Raw genomic sequence first — 17,231 nt, 5'->3', positions numbered from 1 at the left:
TGGGTCGCATCCTCCGGAGTCGTTGCGTCACAGAGCCGAGCAGTTGGCCCGGCAGTCCCCGATCGAGGCCGTTCGGTCCCTCCTGCGTGGGCAGGTGGCGGACGCGTCGAGCCTGGACGAGGTGCGGGGTGGTTTTCGGCTCATGGCGAAGTCGACGGTGCGTGGCCTGCGCCGTGATCTGGCCGCCGTGGAGGCGGTTCTCAGCGAGCCCACCAGGCCCGGCGAGCTGGTCGAGTTGGTGGAATGGGACGCGAACTGGGTCCTCGACGAGCCGACCGACGCTGCGGCCGCCGCCTTCCTGAGCCAGCTCGCGGACCTGCTACGTGAGGCGATCGAGGAGGCGGCGTGAGTCGGCTGACTGCCGGGCCCAATAGGCGGGCGGCGGCGGAAGCCCGGACGGTCGCCGAGGCGTACGTCTTTCTCGAGTTGAGTCTGCCCGAGGGGGAGGGCTGGGTCGACTACCTCCGGTACACCGCACTGGACGACCTCGACGACGAGCACTGGCTGCTTCGCTTCGACGGCCCCTACGAGGGGGACTGGTACGTCGCGGAGGTACCCGTGTCGAAGGCCGGCACGCAGGCCGCGGAGGAGTCGGACGAGCTGTACGGGGTGGACCGGTCGACCCTGGTGGACGCCGGCCAGTGGTATGTCATCGAGTCGGCGAACGCGGGCATGGCCGAGGCTGGTCTCGACCGGATGGGGGACGAACCACCCGACGAGGAGACGTACTGGTCGATCCTGAACGCCTGGAACGGGGCCGCCGCAGCGGCGAGGGAGATCGAGAAGTTCCTGCCGGGCGGCGTCGACGAGGTGCCGGAGACGGCCTTCTGGACCGATCTCGGCCGACATGTCCACGAGCAGCGTCGGGACGTGTTCCGGCGCAGCCGGATGGTCCGTGACGTGACCTTCTACCGGGAGCGCCGGGACGACTTCCAGCGGCGGTTCGGCTCGTCGTTCTCCACCGCGGCCGGTGAACCGGCCACCGCGCCAACCGTCGTCCCGCCAACCGCAGTCCCGACTACCGCCGCCGCGCCACTCCCGGCTCGGACCTACGCCGAGATACACACCTACCTGGACACCCATCCGTGTCGCTGCGGGTCGGTGGAGTTTTCCCGGGACCAGATGGCGGTCCTCACCAGCGACGAGAACGGGGTGGTCGTCGGCTACAGCGGCCCCTGTGACGACTGTGCTCTGCCCCGCGACCAGGTCTTCCGACTGCCGCAGCGCCCAGGTTCGTTGCCCGGGGAGCCGTGGCGGTTCAGTTACCCCGAGGACGGTCCGTCGGAGCTGCTCGATCCGGGCCAGTGGGTGGCGGTGAGCCAGGCGTACGCCGTGCTGGCGGACGAAATGCTGGCGGCGCTGGCGATGATGGCGGACCCCGAGGGCGAGGACAACGGTGCGGTCGGTGAGCCGGATCCGACGGAGTGGGAGGCGGTGGTCACGATGCTGACGATGTCGGTGTACGCGTTGGACGAGGTGGTGAAGTTCCTGCCACCCGGGGTCGAGGAGTTGCCCGGCAGCGCCTGCTGGTCGGCCAACGGGCACGAGGTGCGCCGGACGAGCCCCGAGTGGTTCCGGCGGACCTACCTCGCCGAGCAACGGTTCCTGCGGCAGCAACAGCTCACCGCCCTCGTCGAACGCGACGGTCGCTGACATGGCGCCGCCGCTGGTCCGTACGAACGAGGAGGCGCACCTCTACTTCGAGCTGCATCCCTGCCCCTGCGGAGAGGTCGACTTCGGCGGGACCAGCTCCCTCGAACTGGTGGGTGACGATTGGCTCGTCAGCTACACCGGTGAGTGTGTGGAGTGCGGCCGGCCGAGGGGGTTCGAGTTCCGGCAGCCTGACGAGTTGGTCGCGCCGGGCGAGGGGGAGTGGGCACCTGGTCGACAACCGTCGGAGCTGATCGACGCGGGCGAGTGGCTGTGGGTGGCGGACGTCTACGGCAGCGTCCCGGTGGAGCTGGACGACCTGGCCGACGCGAAACGGGAACAGGCACGTATCGACCTGTTGGCGGCCCGCGCGGCGATCAGCGAGGTGCTCAAGTTCCTGCCGGCCGGTGCGGTGGCGGTCCCGGAGGACGCGTTCTGGTCGCATCGAGGTCGGCTGGTCCGAACAGCGGAGCCGGGTCGGTTCGGTCGGGTGCGACTGGAGGCCGCTCAGGCCGCCTACGACCGGGCCCTGTCCGAGTTCGACCGGTAGTTCGCGTCCCAGCCGCCCCACCGGAGGTGGTTACGATCAACACCATGGACCCAGCCCGTGCGCTCACGCCGGAACAGCTCGTAGGGCTGACGGGCAAGTTGGCCGGGTTGCGGTGGTCGTGGTCCGTCGCCGAGCTGGACCGGGCGCTGACGGAGCTGGGCTGGTCGGTGGCGGCCGGACCCACCCGCAGCGGCGTCGTGTTACGGGTCGGGCTCGCCCCGGTCACCGACTACGCCGAGCTGTCGTTCTCCGGCCCGGCCGCGACCGTCTTGTCGGCCATGGTGACGGCCGGGGCGGTCGGCGAGTCCGAGGAGGCCGTCGCCTTCCGGCGGGACGCGTTCGCCACCGCCGTACGTGCCGTCGGGGCCGTCCTGGGCGCGCCGGCCGACCGCCGACCGGGCCCCGCGCCCGAGGTCCGGTGGGCCGCTGCGAGCGGGATTTTGCGGGTACGCGACGGCGGTGTCTTCGTCGAGTTGGCGCTGCTGTCGCCCGAGTACGCGACCAGCCTGGACGAGGAGGTAGCGCGCCTGGCCGATTCGGCGGCGGAACCGTCGGTCGACGAGGAGGAGTGGTGACTGTGGAGACCACCTGGGGTGAGCTCACAGTCCGGCTGACCGGCCTGTTGGGGCGGTTGTCGGACGGTGCGGTGCTGCAACTGCACGAGGTGGCGCGTCCGGTCGACGGATACTTCGCCCAGTTGTGGCAGCGTACCGACCGGCTGGTCGTCGAGGTCTCCGCTGCGGCCCCCGGGGTGGGCGCCGCCCGGCTCCCCGCCGAGCGGGAGGACGCCCTGCGGAAGTCGGGATGGTCCGTGCCGGACGTGGCGCATCCCGGGCACTGGTGGCGGGAGCTCGCCTGGCCGGCTCCGGCCGCCGGCCACGCCGAACTGGCCGCCCACCTGGTCCGGCTGGCGCGGGACGTCTTCGGGCTGGCCAGCCCGAAGGAACTCGCCTACCAGGCATGGAGTTCCGACGACGGCCGGCGTTTCGCGTTCGACCTCGGGCTGGACCAGATCGAGATCCGGTACTACGCCCGGGTGGCCCCCGACGACACGCCGGACCGCCCGAGCGGCCTGCTGCGCCGGGTCAGGATCGGCGCGGTCGACCACGACGAGGCACTCGGCCGGGACGGCCAGTGGCGCGCCACGGAGACCGTGGAGTTGGCCGAGCTGGGCGAACTCGATGACGAGCTGGTGCCGATCGAAGCCGCAGTCGCGGACCGGGTGACGGCCTGGTGGCGAGGGCTGGTCGAGCGGCAGTCCGGAACCGTGGCCGAGCGGCGGTCCGGAACCGTGGCCGAGCGCAAGCCGGGAACTGCGGACGGTCCGGTGGGGCACGATCGGCCGGGACCGAGGTTGGCCGCCGCCGTCGACGCCGAGCGGGACGAGCAGGGCCAGCCGATCGTACGCACACCCCGGCTCGCCGAGCCGGACCGTACCGCGGTCGCCACCTACCTACGGACCGCCCCGCTGGTGGCGGTGGCGTACGGCTTCGACCCGGACCCGTTCGACCCGGCGCGTCCGGAGATCGTGCCACTGCACTTCCGTACCGATGGGGAGTGGGTGTGGTCCGAGTCGCTGGCCTACTTCGCCCAGCGGTACGGCATCGCCCCCGAGGTCGATCTCCTGGCCCATCTGGCCGGTCGGCGATACCAACTGCCGGCGGTCGACGAGTCAGCGGTCATCCGGGCGGCCGATCTACTCAAGGAGGGCTGACCCGAGCAAGGGCGGTCGACCAGCCGCAGGCGCGTCCCGTCACCACCACAGTGGTCGAGGGTCGAGCCACCAGAGGAAGCGACGCAGCCGACTCGCGTTCCGGCGAATCCCACGTACGAGATCCATGGCCTGGGTGACCGCCAGCGCCACGCCATCGGTGTCGGGCCGGGCGGCGTACCAGGTCCGGTTCACCACCACGACCAGGTGCGACGCGGGGGCGGTCGCCACGGCGGTGCTCATCGCGGCTACCGTCGCGCCAACCGTCCAATACGGTAGGATCCGGATCCCGGCGAGTCGCGCGGCGTCGAGCAGTTCGGCCCAGGCACCCCGGAGTCGGCTCAGGTCGTCAAGGCCGGTCCGGCGACGGCGACTCCGGTGGAGGCGTAGCAGGACGATCAGCCCGAGTGCACCGGCCACCGGTATCGGCAGCAGGGCGAGACACCACCAGGGAACGCCGGAACCATCGCCACCCTCCATCTCGACCGTCGGGACATCCGGTACGGCTGGCGCCGGCAACGTCGACGCTGCGGTGGACGGTGTGGGCTGGGGGGCGGGACTCGTCTCGGGTTTGTCGGACGCCCGAGGGGCGGTCACGTCCATCGGAATCCAGCCCACCGGTTCCAGGTAGACCTCGGGCCACGCCCGCGCGTCACCAGCGGTGATGGTGGTTATGGTCGAGCCCGCCTTGGGAGCCTTCGAATCGAACCCGACCACCACTCGGGCCGGGATGCCAAGTGCCCGAGCCAGGACGGCGTACGCGGCGGCGAACTGTTCCGACGTGCCCCGACCGCCGCCGAGCTGCGGCTTGGCCGCGAGAAAGCGGACGATACTCGGATAGCCGCTGCCGCCCGGAGCCAACGGGTCGTAGCGGTAGTTCCGCTTCAACCACGTGGCCAACGCCGTCGCCTGCTGGAACGGCAGCCCGTCGCCCGCGCCATCGAGTGCCAACGAGAAGATCGGGCCGGTGTTGCCCGGGGGAAGCTCCCGGTAACGGTCGAAGGTGGGCGAGGTGGGGATCTGCGCCGTGAGTAGTTGGGCTGGCGTCGGCGCGGGTACCGCCGCCTCGACCTCGTACAGCTGTCCCGCGCGCAGCCCGCCCGGTACGACGACGCTGCCGGACTCCTCGTCGATGGCGATCGACACCCCACTTATCCGATCCAGACCGTCGGGCACCGGCAACCAGCCACCCGTCAGACCCACCACTACGACCTTTGCGCGTACCGACTCGGCAGCGACCGCCAACTGTCGGGGCGCCCGGTCCCCGCCCGCAGCGAGGTAGGACGCCGCCGGCTGCCAGCCCTTGCCGTCGAAGTCCGGCAGCACGGCCCATCGCAACGCGACCGGGCGATTCGAGTCGACGGCGAGTAGCGGCTGTTCCGGGTGGGCCTGCCAGCGGCCCAGCAGGCTCAGCGGGTGCACCTGGTTCGGGGCCTGCACCGGGGGGAGCACCATCGTACGCAGGTCGGGCGGGCTCGTCGTGGCGTTGCGCAGCAGCCCGGGTGTCAGTAGCCCGGTCGCCGTGGCCAGCACAATCGCGAGAAGGATGGTGGCGCCCAGCCGGCTCAGTCGTGGTTGCGGGTGGGGCGCTCGCGCGGTCCGGGTGGCGGCGAGGATGACGGTCAGCGCCGCGACCAGGAGCGCGGTGAGCAGGTAACCGGGGTCCCGGCGCGGGCCGGCCATCGCCAACATCGCGCAGGCGAGGAGGACGGGCGGGACCACGGCGGTGCCGCAATGGCGGCCCCGGGCCAGCGCGCCGCTCGTCGCGACCGCGATCCAGGTGGCCATCACGGGCAGGGCCAGGGTGTCCACCCGGGGCGGGATGGGGGTGGCGCTGGTCAGCAGTCGGGCCCCCGCGTGGAGGAGAGCGTCGAGCAGACCGTCCGGGGCCGGCACCAGCCGGTGCAGGGTGAGCAGCACCGCGAGTAGGCCCACCATGTTGGCCGGTATGGTCAGCGCCCGGTGTCTGGCCGTCACCTGGTCGACCAGGGCTGCGCCGACCGCGGCGGCTGCGATGGCCCAGAAGGCCAGGTCGCCGACGTAGCCGCCCGCGATCTGGCCACCGGCGGCGACGCCGGCGGTGGCGATGGCCACGGCGAGCACCAGTTGGTTCATCGTTGCTCCCGCAGTCGGGCGATCATACCGGCGGCGGTCGGTGCGGCGATCACCGCGCCGGCGACATCGAGTCTGGTTTCCGGGCCAAGTTCCAAGGTCTGCACCGAGTGGTACTTGGCGGCGAGCGGAGCAGCCAGTGTCACGTCCCCGACGGTGCCGGTGACGACGAGCAGCGCGTCACCCAACGGCCGTAGCCGCAGCTGGGCCTGGATCCGCTGGTCGGACACGCCCGAGCTGGTCAGCCGGGCTGCGGCGAGCAGATCGAGGCCAGCGGCGGTGGTGGTCACCGGATCGCGGGTCGGGTCCGAAGCGCTCATCACCGCGAGCCGGCGCCCGGCATCGGTCAGCGACACCAACACCGAGGCGGCGACCTCGACGGCCTGCTCGAAGCTGTCGGCGTCGACGTACGACGGCGCGCGGTCGTCGATCAGCAGCACCAGACGCGCGATGGAGGCGCCCTCGTGCCTACGGATCATCAGGGTGCCCATGCGGGCCGAGGTACGCCAGTGGATGTGGCGTAGGTCGTCGCCGGAGACGTACTCGCGCAGGGTGTGGAAGGTGGTGCTCTCCGTGTGCTGCGGATCCCGGGTGGCCTCGATCTGCGCGGTGCGGCCGATCGCGGACGCGGGCACGGCATGCCAGGTCGGCCAGACGACGAGCTGTTGCGCCGTACCGACCGGCCGTAGCGCCGACCACAGGCCGAGTGGATCCGTACGGCCGATTCGTAGCGGCCCGACCTGGAAGACCCCACGTTGGTTGGTGGGCAACCTCAGCCGTACCCGGGTCGGTAGGCCGGGACGGGCGAACACCTCGGTGGTGACCGCCTCGGACGCAGGCTTGCCGTCGGCGTCCCACACCCCGTCGTGGAGCGAGAGGAGCCTACCCGCGCGACCCCGCGCCATGACGTCGACGACGGAATCGGCCGGTTCGCCGCGTCGTACCCGCCCGGGTACGACGACGCGGTCGACGTGCAGGGCCGGGGGGACGAGGCCCCAGACCGTACCCACCGCCACCGCGGTGAGTCCGGCCGCACCCAGCATGAACAGTTCGCGATAGCCGAGCAGCAGGCCGGCTAACAGCAGGAGGCAACCACCAAGTGTCGTGCCCACCCCCCGTGCGGTTGGTCTGATCAACAGTTCTGGATCGCTTCCACGTTGTCGCCGTTGTCGAACCGTAGCCACACCCACGACATCCAACCGCCATCGGTGAGCTCCACCCAGTGGTCGCCTTCCTTGTAGTGGTTGTACGGCCCGGCCTGCTGGTTCTCGCCGTGCACCTTGCAGTGGAGCGTGATCCGGGATCCGTTGCCGACGCGTCGGCGTACCGCACCGTTGTCGTTGCTGTCCGAGTAGACCGGCAGGCCGTTCGCGCAGAAGTTGGGCTGCGGGTTGTTCGGTGCGTCGGTGCAGGTGACCTGTGCGCCGTAGGTGACGCGCTGGGTGCGCTGCTCACGTTCGGCACTGTCGGTGCCCATGAAGTTCGTCGCCTCGACGGTCACCCGGTAGGCCGTGTTCGGGCTCAGGTCGCGCACGGTCATCGGCGACGTGCAGGACTCGGCCCGACGCTGGTTGTCCACGAGGATCGCGCAGGTGGGCGCACCGCCGCCGGCTACGGTGAACCGCACCGTGATCGAGTTCTGGGTGGCGCTCGTCGACGTGATCCTGACCTGCGGCGTGGTGGCGGTCTGTATCCGGCCGGATCCGGCCGGCCCGTCCCCGTCGCTGCTGCCGGCGGTCACCGTGACCGAGGTAAGCCCGGTCGCGGTGACGGTGGCGGTGAGGGTGGAGGCGTTGACCTTGGCCAGCTCCGCGCCCCTGCTGTCGCGCACCGTGTAGGACGTCACCGCGGTCCCGTGGGTCTTCGCGGCGCTCCATTTGATGAGGTACGTGTTCGGCCCGGTCTGCTGGCCGGAGACGCCACCCGGCGCAGCCGGGGCGTAGTGGACCCGGATCGGCTCGCTCGGCGGACTGGCCGCCGAGGCCCGACCGGCCGCGTTACGCGCCGTGACGGTGAACGTGTAGGTCTGACCGGCGGTGAGGCCGGGGAACCGGGCGCTGTTGTCGGAGACGATCTGCGGTGGATTGCTGCCGGCCTGGCCATCCCGGATCGGCGTCACCACGTAGTCGGCGGCCTGTGCCACCGCAGCCCAGCTGACCTCGATCGCACCGGTGGGGAATCCGGCGTCGTTGAGTTCCATCGTCGCCTTGGGGGCGGCGGGAGTGGCCGGTGGCTTGCTGGCCTGCGGTGTCACCGGCTGCGAGAGCGCCGGCGGACCGGCCCCGACCGAGTTCGTGGCGAAGACCCGGAACCGGTAGGTGGTGCCGTTGTCCAAGCCCTTGATCGTGGTGCGGAGCACGTCGCCGTCGACCCGGACCTGGCCACCGCCGCCCTCTTCCCACACGACCGTGTAGTTGCGCACCGGTGCCGAGCCGCGCTTCGCCCGGCCCCAGGAGAGCCGCACATCGCCGTCACCGGCCAGCGCGGTGACCGGGACCGGCGGACCGGGGCGCTGCGGTTGCACCGGCACCTGCGTGGGAGTCGTGGTCGGGGCGGGTGTCGGATCGACCGGGGCGGTGGGCGGCGCCACGGTGGGTTGTCCAGTGGGTTGTTCGGTGGCTGGCGCGCTGGGACCCGGAGTCGGGCTGGTCTGCTTCGGGTCGTACTTTTCCACCTTGGAGGTTTCCCCCGAACCGTTGACCATTACCGCGGTCTCCGAATCGGGTGCGTTTATGAACAGGAAATCCTCGCGCACCTCCAATTCCACCGGAGTCTGTGGCTTACCGACATTGATCGTGCCGGCGGGGCTACCGTCCGTTTTGAAGACGCGTACCACACCGGCCGACTGATCGGGAACGTAGACCCGGTTGGCGAAGCTGACCGCCGGCTGCGTCGTATCGCCTTTGGCGGGTAGCGGCAGAGTACGCACCAACGCGCCATTCGCCACGTCACCGATGGTGACGACCTTCTGCTCGGCCGGTACGGTGATCACCGCGGTCGTGCCGATCGTACGGTCCGGTACGACCGCACTGGTGAGCGAAACGGGTGACTTGATCTGCCGGGTGCCCTTCCGCCCCACGATGGTTATCGTGTCGGCGCCGCTTCGGTCGGCGATGAGCGCGCCCTCATCGAGTACGGTCAGCGTCTGGGCACGGCCAGGTGAGGTGACCGCCTCGGTCCGCTCGACCCGCAGCTTTCCTTCATGGACTCGTAGGGCGACCGCGGTGCCCTGGCTCGGCACGCTCAGCCACAACTGCCCGGACTTGTCGAATCCGCCACCGACCAGCGGGCTGGGCAGTCGCAACTGCTCGCCCGTCGCCTGCAGGTTGGCGGGGTCGACCGGGCGCACGATGCCGCGGCTGCGATCGACCAGGACGGCCATGCCCTTGTCGAGCAGCAGTGCCGTCTCCTCCTTGACCCCCAGCTCAAGCGAGCCCGAGAAGCCGAGCCGGGCGAGGTCGATGGAGGTCACCTGACCGGTGTCCAGATCATGGAGGATCACGTACTGGTCGCTCTGGCTGATTCGGACCCGGTGCCCCTGGGCGTCGATCATCGGCTGGCGGAGGCCGACGACTCCGGAGACGGCATTGACCTGGGCGGCCTCCCCGGTGTCACGACTCCATAGCCATGAGGCGCCATCGGCGATCGCCGGCTGTTGTGCCGTGGCCCCGACCGCGAATATGGTGGCCGCCAGGGCGAGCACCGCCACTCCTGCCCCCGCCGCGTAACCCTTGGTCAGCTTTCGCAGCTTTGTCAGCCGGTACAGCTTCATTGTCGCCTCCGCAGCGCGTGCAGGTGTGGCCGGGCGGCAGCCTATCGCGCCTTCCATCGTGAGCGAAACCCGTCTTCAGCGGTCGATAAAAACGAGCGCCGACGCCGGGTACGACGCGCGTCCGACGTAGACGATTTCGGTGCGCCATCGAGGGCGTTTCGCACGGCGGAAATGCACGGACGACCGGGCAGGCGGACCGGGATGCCTTGTCCACTGTGCCAAACGGCGATCGTCTACAGGCACCAGGCGGCGATCGTCAGGTAGGCACGCCGGGTCGCCGGACGGACACGGTCGAGGATTTCGGCGTCCAATTTCCGTAACGCCTTGTCGTGCGGCAAACAAAGGTGATCGCGGTTTTCGGTGTCCCGACCGACGATGACCGTCGTACGCGTTGCCGGCCCGGCTTCCGCCACCCGGGCCAGCACACGCTCCACACCCCGTCCGGCCTGGTCGGTGACGATCAGCAGTCGGTCCGCCAGCCCCAGCAGTGCGCGTGCGGTCGGGTCGGCGTACGCGCCGATGTCCAGGAGTAGGACGGTGAACCGTTCGGTGAGCCGCGTGACCTCGGCAAGGTCGACCTGATCGGTCCATAGTGGTGCCGTGACGACGTGCACCCCGGAAAGGCTCGGCGTCGCGGCCAGCCCGACGTACGCCACCCGGTCCGGCCAGAGCGTGCCCAGCGTGGCGGCGATACCCGTACCCACCGTGGTCACACCCACCCCGCCCGCTCCGGAACAGACCGCCACCACGCGTGGGGTGGCGGGAAGCTGCCGTAACCTCTCGGCGGCGGCGCGTTCTGCCGCGATGTCACCCGGATCGGGAAACCAGCGCTTCATCCGGCCGCCCCAATCGTTGGCTCGAAGTCGAACAAGCCGACCGCGATGGGAAGCGTGACCGCTACGGTCCCGGCGAGGGCCAGTTCACCAGCCCGGAGCCAACGGCCCCGGTGGACGAGCCAACCGTCGGACCTGGCCGCGCAGACGGTCACGACACCGAGCACGAGCAGACCCACCGCCAAGCCCCACGTGGGTGCGGCGGCCAGTATCCGGGCCGCTCCGGCGAGGAGCGCCGACAGGGCGGCTACGCGTAGCGGCAGGACGTGCGCGATCCGCTCGAACAGCCGGGACCGCGTCCACAACAGCAGGGCTGTTCCCACACCGAGCGCCACATCGGTCACGTTGCCCGTAGCGAGCAGGGTCGCCGCGCCGGCACCGGCGACGGTGGCGAGCCCGACCAGCCCACCGCGTAGGTACTCCTCGGCCACGGTGAGCTGTCGTTCGGAGCGCTCCGCCGGCTCGGTGGCGGTGCGCAGCCGGAAGGTGGCCTGCGTCAGCCCGCCGGCCGCGAGCGAGTGCCGGGCCAGCAGCCCCAAGCTGAGCAGGACGACGACCGGCGCGAGGCGGGCCGGCTGCCCGACGTCAGCGCCTGCGGTGATCCCACCAGCCGCCACGGCGGTGGCGACGGTGACCACGGCCACGGCGGTGACGAGTACCCGACCGACCCCGGCGGCCAGGCGGCTCGCCAGGGCGGTGACCGCCACCGCACAGACCGCCGCCGACGCGACGGCGACCACCGGAATCCGGTCGAGGAGCAGCGTCGACAGCCAGCCGGTGAGACCGGCCCACAGGCCCGTACTCGCGAGGAGAGCTGTCGCGGCGGACCGTTGCCCCTGGCGGGCCGCCCACCAGGTCAGGCCGATTCCTATCGCGCAGGCGAGTGCGCCGGTGGCGAGGGGGGCGAAGCCACGGCCGCGGATGACCGGCAACACCGTGGTGGCGGCGAGGAGTGCCGCGGCTACCCAGAGCGCGAAGGCTGGTTGGAGCCTGGTCGGGTTCCGGTCCCCTGTCACGCGGACATAGTTCAGTAGATCCCCGAGCGGAAGCAAGCAGCCCGGTCGGATTGTTGATCTCCGTTGACTTCTGTGTCGACAAGGTCGAAGCTGTGTCCAGCCACCAGTTCGTGGTGGGAAAGGTGACAACGGATGCTCGCGCAGCAACGCCAGGTGGCGATGCCTGATCTGGCCCACCGGCCGAAACCCGTCATCAGCCCACCCGAACGGGTCGGCGAGCTGGTGACGGTCGATTCCACCGGGCCCGCGTCAGCGTGAAGCGCACCGTTGCCCAGCTCGCCGATGGTCGGGAGCTGATCTATTTCGACGAACGCGACGACTCGGTGCGTGACGCCGTCGACCGGCGGTCCCTCCCGCCCCCACCGGTCGCCTCCGAGCTGCGCTACGACCCGGTCCTCGACGAGTGGGTGGCGATCGCGGCGCACCGGCAGACCCGTACCCACCTTCCGTCGTCCGACGAGTGTCCGCTCTGCCCCGCCACGGTCGATCGACCATCGGAGATCCCGGCGTCCGACTACGACGTGGTGGTCTTCGAGAACCGGTTTCCCGCGTTCAGCCACCGGGCCTCGGACATGCCAGCCGAGGCTGTGGTGCGGTCCGGCCCAGCTGCGGCATCTCGGTCCGGTGCCGGCCGGTGTGAGGTCGTCTGCTTCACCGCCGAACACGGCGGATCGTTCGCGTCGCTGTCACCGTCGCGGGTACGCACCGTCGTCGAGGCCTGGGCGGACCGGACCGCCGAACTGTCCGCGCGGGGCGACGTGGAACTGGTCTTCTGCTTCGAGAACCGGGGCGAGGAGATCGGTGTGACGCTGCATCATCCGCACGGGCAGATCTACGGCTACCCGTTCGTGCCACCCCGGGTACGCCGGATGCTCACCTCCGCGCGGCGGTACGCGGCGGACCGGGCAGGTGCGAACCTGTTCGCCGATCTGTTGGCGGCTGAGCGCGCCACGGGGGAGCGGATCGTCGCCGAGAACGAACACTGGACCGCCTTCGTGCCGGCAGCGGCCCGTTGGCCGTACGAGGTGCATCTCTACCCGAACCGCCGGGTACCCGACATCCCCGCGCTGACCGGACCGGAGCGGGACGCGTTCGGCCCGATCTACCTCGACGTGCTCCGCCGGTTCGACCGTCTGTTCGGGCGGCCGGCACCCTACATCTCGGCGTGGTACCAGGCGCCCACCCGGGTTGACCGCGACCTGGCATACCTGCACCTGCAGGTCTTCACCATCCGGCGGGCACCCGGGAAGCTCAAGTACCTGGCGGGGTCGGAATCGGCGATGGGGGTCTTCATCAACGACATCCGGCCGGAGGAGGCGGCGCGACACTTGCGGGAGGTGGCGGCGTGAGTGCGATTCTGTCGGTGGCGCGGGACCGAGGCGTGGTGTGGGCGGCCCCGGGCCGGGTCAACCTGATCGGCGAGCACACCGACTACAACGACGGGTACGTGCTGCCCTTCGCCATCCCACAACGCTGTGTCGTCACCGCGACGCCGCTGCCACAGGGGCGCTGGATCGCGACGTCCGATAGTGCCACGGATCCGGTCTCCTTCGACGCCACCGACCTGACACCCGGTGAGCCGGCCGGCTGGGGCGCCTACGTCGCCGGGGTGGTGTGGGCATTGCGGGAGGCAGGATACGACGTGCCGGGCGCCCGCTTGACGATCAGTTCCGACCTGCCGGTCGGTGCGGGGCTGTCGTCGTCGGCGGCGTTGGCGTGCGCGGTGCTCGGTGCGCTGGTCGATCTCGGGCAGATCCCACTGGCCCCCGCGCACTGGCCCCGCCTGGCACAGCAGGTGGAGAACGCGTACGTCGGGATGCCCTGCGGCATCATGGACCAGTCCGCGGTGACGTTGTGCCGGGAGGGCCACGCCCTGTTCCTGGACTGCCGGACGCTTGCGTCGTCGCACGTACCACTCGACCTGGCCGGCGCGGGCCTGACCCTGCTCGTCGTCGACACCCGGGCGCCACACCGGCTGGTGTCCGGTGAGTACGCGGCCCGCCGGGCGACCTGCGCGGCTGCGGCAGCGGAACTCGGCGTGTCGGCCCTCCGAGACGTGGGCCTGGCCGCGGTCGACCGGCTCGGCTCCGAGGTGATGCGCCGACGGGTACGGCATGTCGTCACCGAGAACGAGCGGGTGCTCGAATGCGTGCGCCTGCTGCGGGCGGGTGGTGCCGCTGGCATTGGGCCGCTGCTTACCGCCTCGCACGAGTCGCTGCGTGACGACTACGAGGTCACCGTGCCGGAGTTGGACGTGGCGGTGGCCGCCGCGCTGGCTGCCGGTGCGTACGGGGCGCGGATGACCGGCGGTGGGTTCGGCGGGTGCGTCCTCGCCCTGGTCGACACCGACCGTGCCGACGAGGTCGGCGCGGCCGTGACCGACGCGTTCGCGACGCACGGCTTCGCGGCTCCGCACGTGTTCCCGGCGACGCCCGCCCGGGGCGCGACGCGTCTCGGGTAGGTGACCACCCGAGCCCGGGTGGTCGCCGCAACTGGTCAGCAGGTGCGGCGGCGGGAAGTCCAGCCGCAGGCCAGGGGAACCGTCAGCGCATCCCGGTCGTCGAATCAGCAGATTCGCTGACGGTCACGGAACGGGGACAGAATGAGACGGCAGGGCCATTTCATGGCGCTGGCCATGACCGGCGCACTGCTCACCGGGTGTGCTGTGGAGGGTGACGCACCGCTAGCGGCGGACGAGGTCCCATTGCCAGTCGTCACCGGTGCTAACGCATCTTCGGGACCCGAGTCGCTGGTCGGTTCTTGGACGCTCGCCGGTGTCGGGGAGAAGGGCACCGGCACCATCCTGCGGCTCGCGTCCCATGATCTGTACGTGTTCGGCAGCCGCTGTGGAACCCTGAGCGGATCATGGCAGGCCGACGTCGATGGCGTCTTCGTCGCCAAGATCTTCGGTGCTCCCACCGCCACCCAGGGCATTCGGGGCTGTGAGCGGGCCAGCGAGCAGACCCCCCGATGGCTGCGACGTGTCGTCGCGTACCGGTTCGACGGCCGGGTAGTCGTGCTCCTGGATGGGCTGGGCCAACCGGTTGCCCGGCTGATCCCGGGCGCGACGCCCACACCCGTCCCGGAGCTGGCAACCACCGAGGTGGAACCAGCCGTGGTCACAGAGCAGTTCCGCCGGGCCGTGGCACCGGCCGCCGAGTTGCCGGCAACGCTGATTCCCGCCGACCGGCAGCGACTGATGGGGCGGTGGATTCCGGTCGACGGGCATAGGGCGGCGTATGTGGAGTTCGCTGCGGATGGTGAGTGGCGCGCGTCCGATGGCTGCAACGACCAGGATGGTCGATGGGTCTCCGCACCGCGTGGCACGCTGCTCGGCGTGGCCGGTCCCGTCACCCTGGCGGCGTGCGACAACGTGCCGGTTGCGTCCTGGCTTTGGACAGTTCGGCGAGCCGGGTTCGATGGTGAGATCCTGGTGCTTCTCGACGCGCGGGCCGTCGAGACGGGCCGGCTGCGCCGCGTCGATTAGCGCCTGCTGTGGGAGATCGATCCCGGTGGTGCCGAGGTGGCAGCGCTACGAGGCCGGTTCGCGCTCGACTCGGGTAGCTCAGCCGACTTCGGCGTACGCTCGAGAACGACGGTTTCGTCGCCGTCGGCCCGGCCGACCCACTACCACGTTTGCATCGGGCGCCCCCGAGGGGACCGCACTTCGTAGGCGAGCCGGGCCGCTGTCTCGAAGGCCGCCGCCCAGGGAAACACACGCCGCCGATCGTCTCCACTCCCCGGGGGGTGGGGTTCCCAGCCGTCTTCAGGGCCGAGTAGGACGCGTACTCCCTCGTCACGGAGGCTGGCCACGGCGCGGCGGAAGGGGAGCCGGGCGGCGAGGGCGGCGTTGACGAACGGGACGATGACGGTCGGCAGTTGACGTCCGATCAGCTCGGCGACCGAGGTCATGGCGTAGTTGTCGGCCAGGCCAAGGGCTATCTTGTTGATTGAGTTGTAGGTCGCGGGTGCGACGACCAGGGCGTCAGCGGCGGGAAGCGAGCGTCGCGCGCCGGGAGAAGCCCGGTAGTGGGATCTGACGGGAACGCCGGCCAGCTTCTCGATCACCGGCACGTCCATGAAGTCCATCGCATTGGGTGTGGCGGTGACCGCCGCCGTCCAGGTCTGCTTCTGTGCGGTGTCGACGAGTCGGGCTACGTCTGCGGCACAGCCTGCGCCGCAGACGACGATCTGCAGATGACCTCCGGTCATAGTGGGATTCCGATGCCCTGGGTGAAGTCGACGATGGCGGTGCGGACCGAGCCCTTGGCGAGGAGGGCGAGGTCGCGAGCGATCTGCTGGACCGCCGGACGACAGCGGATCTCCTCGGGTGCCACCGCGTAAGCGGTACGCAGCGCGGTCAGGCTTTGCCCGTAGCGCCCCCACTGCGTGTAGGCGCGGGCGACGTCAACGTACAGCGAGGCCTTGCGCTCGGCGAGCGTGATCTTGTCCAGGGGTATTTCATGGGCGAGTGTGATGGCGGTGCCGGCGTCGCCGAGGGTCCGTGCGATGTTGACCCGGTGCAGTAGGACGTTGGTGGCACCGAAGCCGGTCCACCGGTCGTTGCCGTCGTAACCGAGCCGGACCGCCGCGCGGGTCGCCTCGTCGAGCATGGCTTGGGCGGTGTCCCGGTCGTCCCGATGGGCTGCGGCGACGGCACCCCGGAGGACAAGGGCACCGTACATGGCGATTGCGTCAGTTGACGCAAGGCGGGTGTCCTGGTCAAGCACACTGGCAGCCTTGCTGGCGAGGGTCACCGCCTGGTCCTCGTGGCCACTGCTCATCAGGGCATGGGTCATGATTCGTGCGCTCGCGGCGATCGCCACCGGGTCCTGACTCGCCGCAGCGGCGCGGGTGCTCCGCTCGGCAGCGACCAGGGCCATCCCCCGGCAGCCCACCTTGAGAAGGACGCTACCGACGACGTGATACAGATCGGTGGCTAGAACGTTCACCTGCGCGCGTTGCCCGCCCTCCGCGCTGGCCATGGTGGGTTCGACGGCCGGTAGCAGCGTCATGAGCCGGTCGAGCACGTGCTCGTACCGGCAGGCTTGATAGTCGACCTTGGCGGCGGATACGTCGCGGGAGAACTGTTGAACGGACAATGCCACCGTGTGTGGATGCAGCGGCGAGAGGAGCATGTCGAGCAGTGACGCGACGCCGGGTACAGCGGGGGAGCCGGTCGCCGTGCCACGCAGCAGGTCTCTCCGTCGCACGTCACCAGCCGAGCCCGCGCCGCAGTATCCGTCACCTCCAGGGTCAGCATCCGCGCCGGTGTGCGGCTGCGTGGTGCGTACGGCTGTACCGCTGGTGTCCGCTGTCCGTAGTGCCTCGAAGCGCTCCTGTACGTCGGGTGTGGCTCGTGCCAGCACGGTGTCCAGCGCGGCCTGCATGTCGGCACGCGGAAGGATTGTGTCGCCCTGGCTGCTCCATTTGGCCACCGTCCGTTCGGCCGCGCCCAGGTGCTCGGCGAAGGCGGTCATGCTCATCCGCAACGCCTTGCGTAGCGCGTTCGCTTCCCGGCCGGTCCAGGTCGTTACCGCAGCCATCGCGCGTCCTTCCGAAACGGACAGTCCCCGACTTGGTGATC

Annotated in this window: 16 protein-coding genes; 9 read left to right on the top strand and 7 right to left on the bottom strand. The window is 70.4% G+C overall.

What is annotated here, in order from left to right; all coding sequences use genetic code 11:
• Positions 1-22: 22 nt before the first annotated feature.
• Genes FHR38_RS31215 through FHR38_RS31195 form a run of 5 tightly spaced genes read left to right on the top strand, consistent with a single transcriptional unit; the run spans position 23 to position 3,914 of the window.
• Positions 23-349: a hypothetical protein gene (locus tag FHR38_RS31215; RefSeq protein WP_184538936.1), complete on the top strand. Its 327-nt coding sequence runs from the start codon at positions 23-25 to the stop codon at positions 347-349.
• Positions 346-1,653 carry a hypothetical protein gene (locus FHR38_RS31210; RefSeq protein WP_184538934.1) on the top strand — a complete coding sequence of 436 codons (1,308 nt, stop codon included), beginning with the start codon at positions 346-348 and terminating at the stop codon, positions 1,651-1,653. Before FHR38_RS31215 ends, FHR38_RS31210 begins: the two co-directional genes overlap by 4 nt.
• Position 1,654: 1 nt before the next feature.
• Positions 1,655-2,200 carry a hypothetical protein gene (locus FHR38_RS31205; RefSeq protein ID WP_184538932.1) on the top strand — a complete coding sequence of 182 codons (546 nt, stop codon included), beginning with the start codon at positions 1,655-1,657 and terminating at the stop codon, positions 2,198-2,200.
• Between the two features lie 44 nt (positions 2,201-2,244).
• The gene (locus tag FHR38_RS31200) at positions 2,245-2,775 is read left to right on the top strand and encodes a DUF6301 family protein (RefSeq protein ID WP_184538930.1); all 531 of its coding nucleotides are present in this window, start codon (positions 2,245-2,247) and stop codon (positions 2,773-2,775) included.
• Complete coding sequence (locus tag FHR38_RS31195) at positions 2,772-3,914, top strand: TY-Chap domain-containing protein (protein ID WP_184538928.1); 1,143 nt, start codon at positions 2,772-2,774, stop codon at positions 3,912-3,914. Before FHR38_RS31200 ends, FHR38_RS31195 begins: the two co-directional genes overlap by 4 nt.
• Before the next feature lie 39 nt (positions 3,915-3,953).
• On the opposite strand, the gene FHR38_RS31190 is transcribed toward FHR38_RS31195, so the two are convergent.
• The 5 genes from FHR38_RS31190 to FHR38_RS31170 form a co-directional block, all read right to left on the bottom strand.
• A complete protein-coding gene (locus FHR38_RS31190; RefSeq protein ID WP_184538926.1) occupies positions 3,954-6,026 on the bottom strand; it encodes a transglutaminase TgpA family protein in 2,073 nt (690 codons plus the stop codon).
• Positions 6,023-7,135 (bottom strand): DUF58 domain-containing protein, encoded by a 1,113-nt coding sequence (locus FHR38_RS31185; protein ID WP_184538924.1) that lies wholly within the window; start codon positions 7,133-7,135, stop codon positions 6,023-6,025. Before FHR38_RS31185 ends, FHR38_RS31190 begins: the two co-directional genes overlap by 4 nt.
• A 20-nt stretch (positions 7,136-7,155) precedes the next feature.
• On the bottom strand, positions 7,156-9,795 hold the full coding sequence (locus FHR38_RS31180; protein WP_184538922.1) for a fibronectin type III domain-containing protein: 2,640 nt from the start codon (positions 9,793-9,795) through the stop codon (positions 7,156-7,158).
• Positions 9,796-10,028: 233 nt separating this feature from the next.
• On the bottom strand, positions 10,029-10,631 hold the full coding sequence (locus tag FHR38_RS31175) for a hypothetical protein (RefSeq protein WP_184538920.1): 603 nt from the start codon (positions 10,629-10,631) through the stop codon (positions 10,029-10,031).
• Entirely contained in the window at positions 10,628-11,644 is a 1,017-nt protein-coding gene (locus FHR38_RS31170) for a hypothetical protein (protein WP_184538918.1), read from the bottom strand. Before FHR38_RS31170 ends, FHR38_RS31175 begins: the two co-directional genes overlap by 4 nt.
• Positions 11,645-11,776: 132 nt before the next feature.
• Here FHR38_RS31170 and FHR38_RS33020 point away from each other — a divergent pair, with 132 nt between their 5' ends.
• The 4 genes from FHR38_RS33020 (at position 11,777) to FHR38_RS31155 (ending at position 15,131) form a co-directional block, all read left to right on the top strand.
• The gene (locus FHR38_RS33020) at positions 11,777-11,902 is read left to right on the top strand and encodes a hypothetical protein (protein WP_281384968.1); all 126 of its coding nucleotides are present in this window, start codon (positions 11,777-11,779) and stop codon (positions 11,900-11,902) included.
• On the top strand, positions 11,899-12,993 hold the full coding sequence (galT, locus tag FHR38_RS31165; RefSeq protein ID WP_184538916.1) for a galactose-1-phosphate uridylyltransferase: 1,095 nt from the start codon (positions 11,899-11,901) through the stop codon (positions 12,991-12,993). The genes FHR38_RS33020 and galT overlap by 4 nt, the downstream gene beginning before the upstream one ends.
• Positions 12,990-14,105 carry a galactokinase gene (gene galK / locus FHR38_RS31160; RefSeq protein WP_184538894.1) on the top strand — a complete coding sequence of 372 codons (1,116 nt, stop codon included), beginning with the start codon at positions 12,990-12,992 and terminating at the stop codon, positions 14,103-14,105. Before galT ends, galK begins: the two co-directional genes overlap by 4 nt.
• A gap of 141 nt (positions 14,106-14,246) precedes the next feature.
• Positions 14,247-15,131 carry a hypothetical protein gene (locus FHR38_RS31155; protein WP_184538892.1) on the top strand — a complete coding sequence of 295 codons (885 nt, stop codon included), beginning with the start codon at positions 14,247-14,249 and terminating at the stop codon, positions 15,129-15,131.
• A gap of 140 nt (positions 15,132-15,271) precedes the next feature.
• On the opposite strand, the gene FHR38_RS31150 is transcribed toward FHR38_RS31155, so the two are convergent.
• A complete protein-coding gene (locus tag FHR38_RS31150) occupies positions 15,272-15,856 on the bottom strand; it encodes a flavoprotein (RefSeq protein WP_184538890.1) in 585 nt (194 codons plus the stop codon).
• The gene (locus tag FHR38_RS31145) at positions 15,853-17,190 is read right to left on the bottom strand and encodes a helix-turn-helix domain-containing protein (protein ID WP_184538887.1); all 1,338 of its coding nucleotides are present in this window, start codon (positions 17,188-17,190) and stop codon (positions 15,853-15,855) included. Before FHR38_RS31145 ends, FHR38_RS31150 begins: the two co-directional genes overlap by 4 nt.
• Between the last annotated feature and the right edge of the window lie 41 nt (positions 17,191-17,231).

Origin of the sequence: Micromonospora polyrhachis, assembly GCF_014203835.1 — a bacterium.
GTDB lineage: Bacteria > Actinomycetota > Actinomycetes > Mycobacteriales > Micromonosporaceae > Micromonospora_H > Micromonospora_H polyrhachis.
Note: the sequence above shows the minus strand (reverse complement) of the source record. Positions and strands in the feature narration are given on the sequence as shown.

What these genes read in the sequence shown, in the direction of transcription:
- FHR38_RS33020 (WP_281384968.1), top strand. Translation starts at nt 11,777, where the DNA reads ATGCTCGCGCAGCAACGCCAGGTGGCGATGCCTGATCTGGCCCACCGG.
- FHR38_RS31150 (WP_184538890.1), bottom strand. Translation starts at nt 15,856, where the DNA reads ATGACCGGAGGTCATCTGCAGATCGTCGTCTGCGGCGCAGGCTGTGCC.
- FHR38_RS31175 (WP_184538920.1), bottom strand. Translation starts at nt 10,631, where the DNA reads ATGAAGCGCTGGTTTCCCGATCCGGGTGACATCGCGGCAGAACGCGCC.
- FHR38_RS31155 (WP_184538892.1), top strand. Translation starts at nt 14,247, where the DNA reads ATGAGACGGCAGGGCCATTTCATGGCGCTGGCCATGACCGGCGCACTG.
- FHR38_RS31200 (WP_184538930.1), top strand. Translation starts at nt 2,245, where the DNA reads ATGGACCCAGCCCGTGCGCTCACGCCGGAACAGCTCGTAGGGCTGACG.
- FHR38_RS31205 (WP_184538932.1), top strand. Translation starts at nt 1,655, where the DNA reads ATGGCGCCGCCGCTGGTCCGTACGAACGAGGAGGCGCACCTCTACTTC.
- FHR38_RS31145 (WP_184538887.1), bottom strand. Translation starts at nt 17,190, where the DNA reads ATGGCTGCGGTAACGACCTGGACCGGCCGGGAAGCGAACGCGCTACGC.
- FHR38_RS31190 (WP_184538926.1), bottom strand. Translation starts at nt 6,026, where the DNA reads ATGAACCAACTGGTGCTCGCCGTGGCCATCGCCACCGCCGGCGTCGCC.
- FHR38_RS31180 (WP_184538922.1), bottom strand. Translation starts at nt 9,795, where the DNA reads ATGAAGCTGTACCGGCTGACAAAGCTGCGAAAGCTGACCAAGGGTTAC.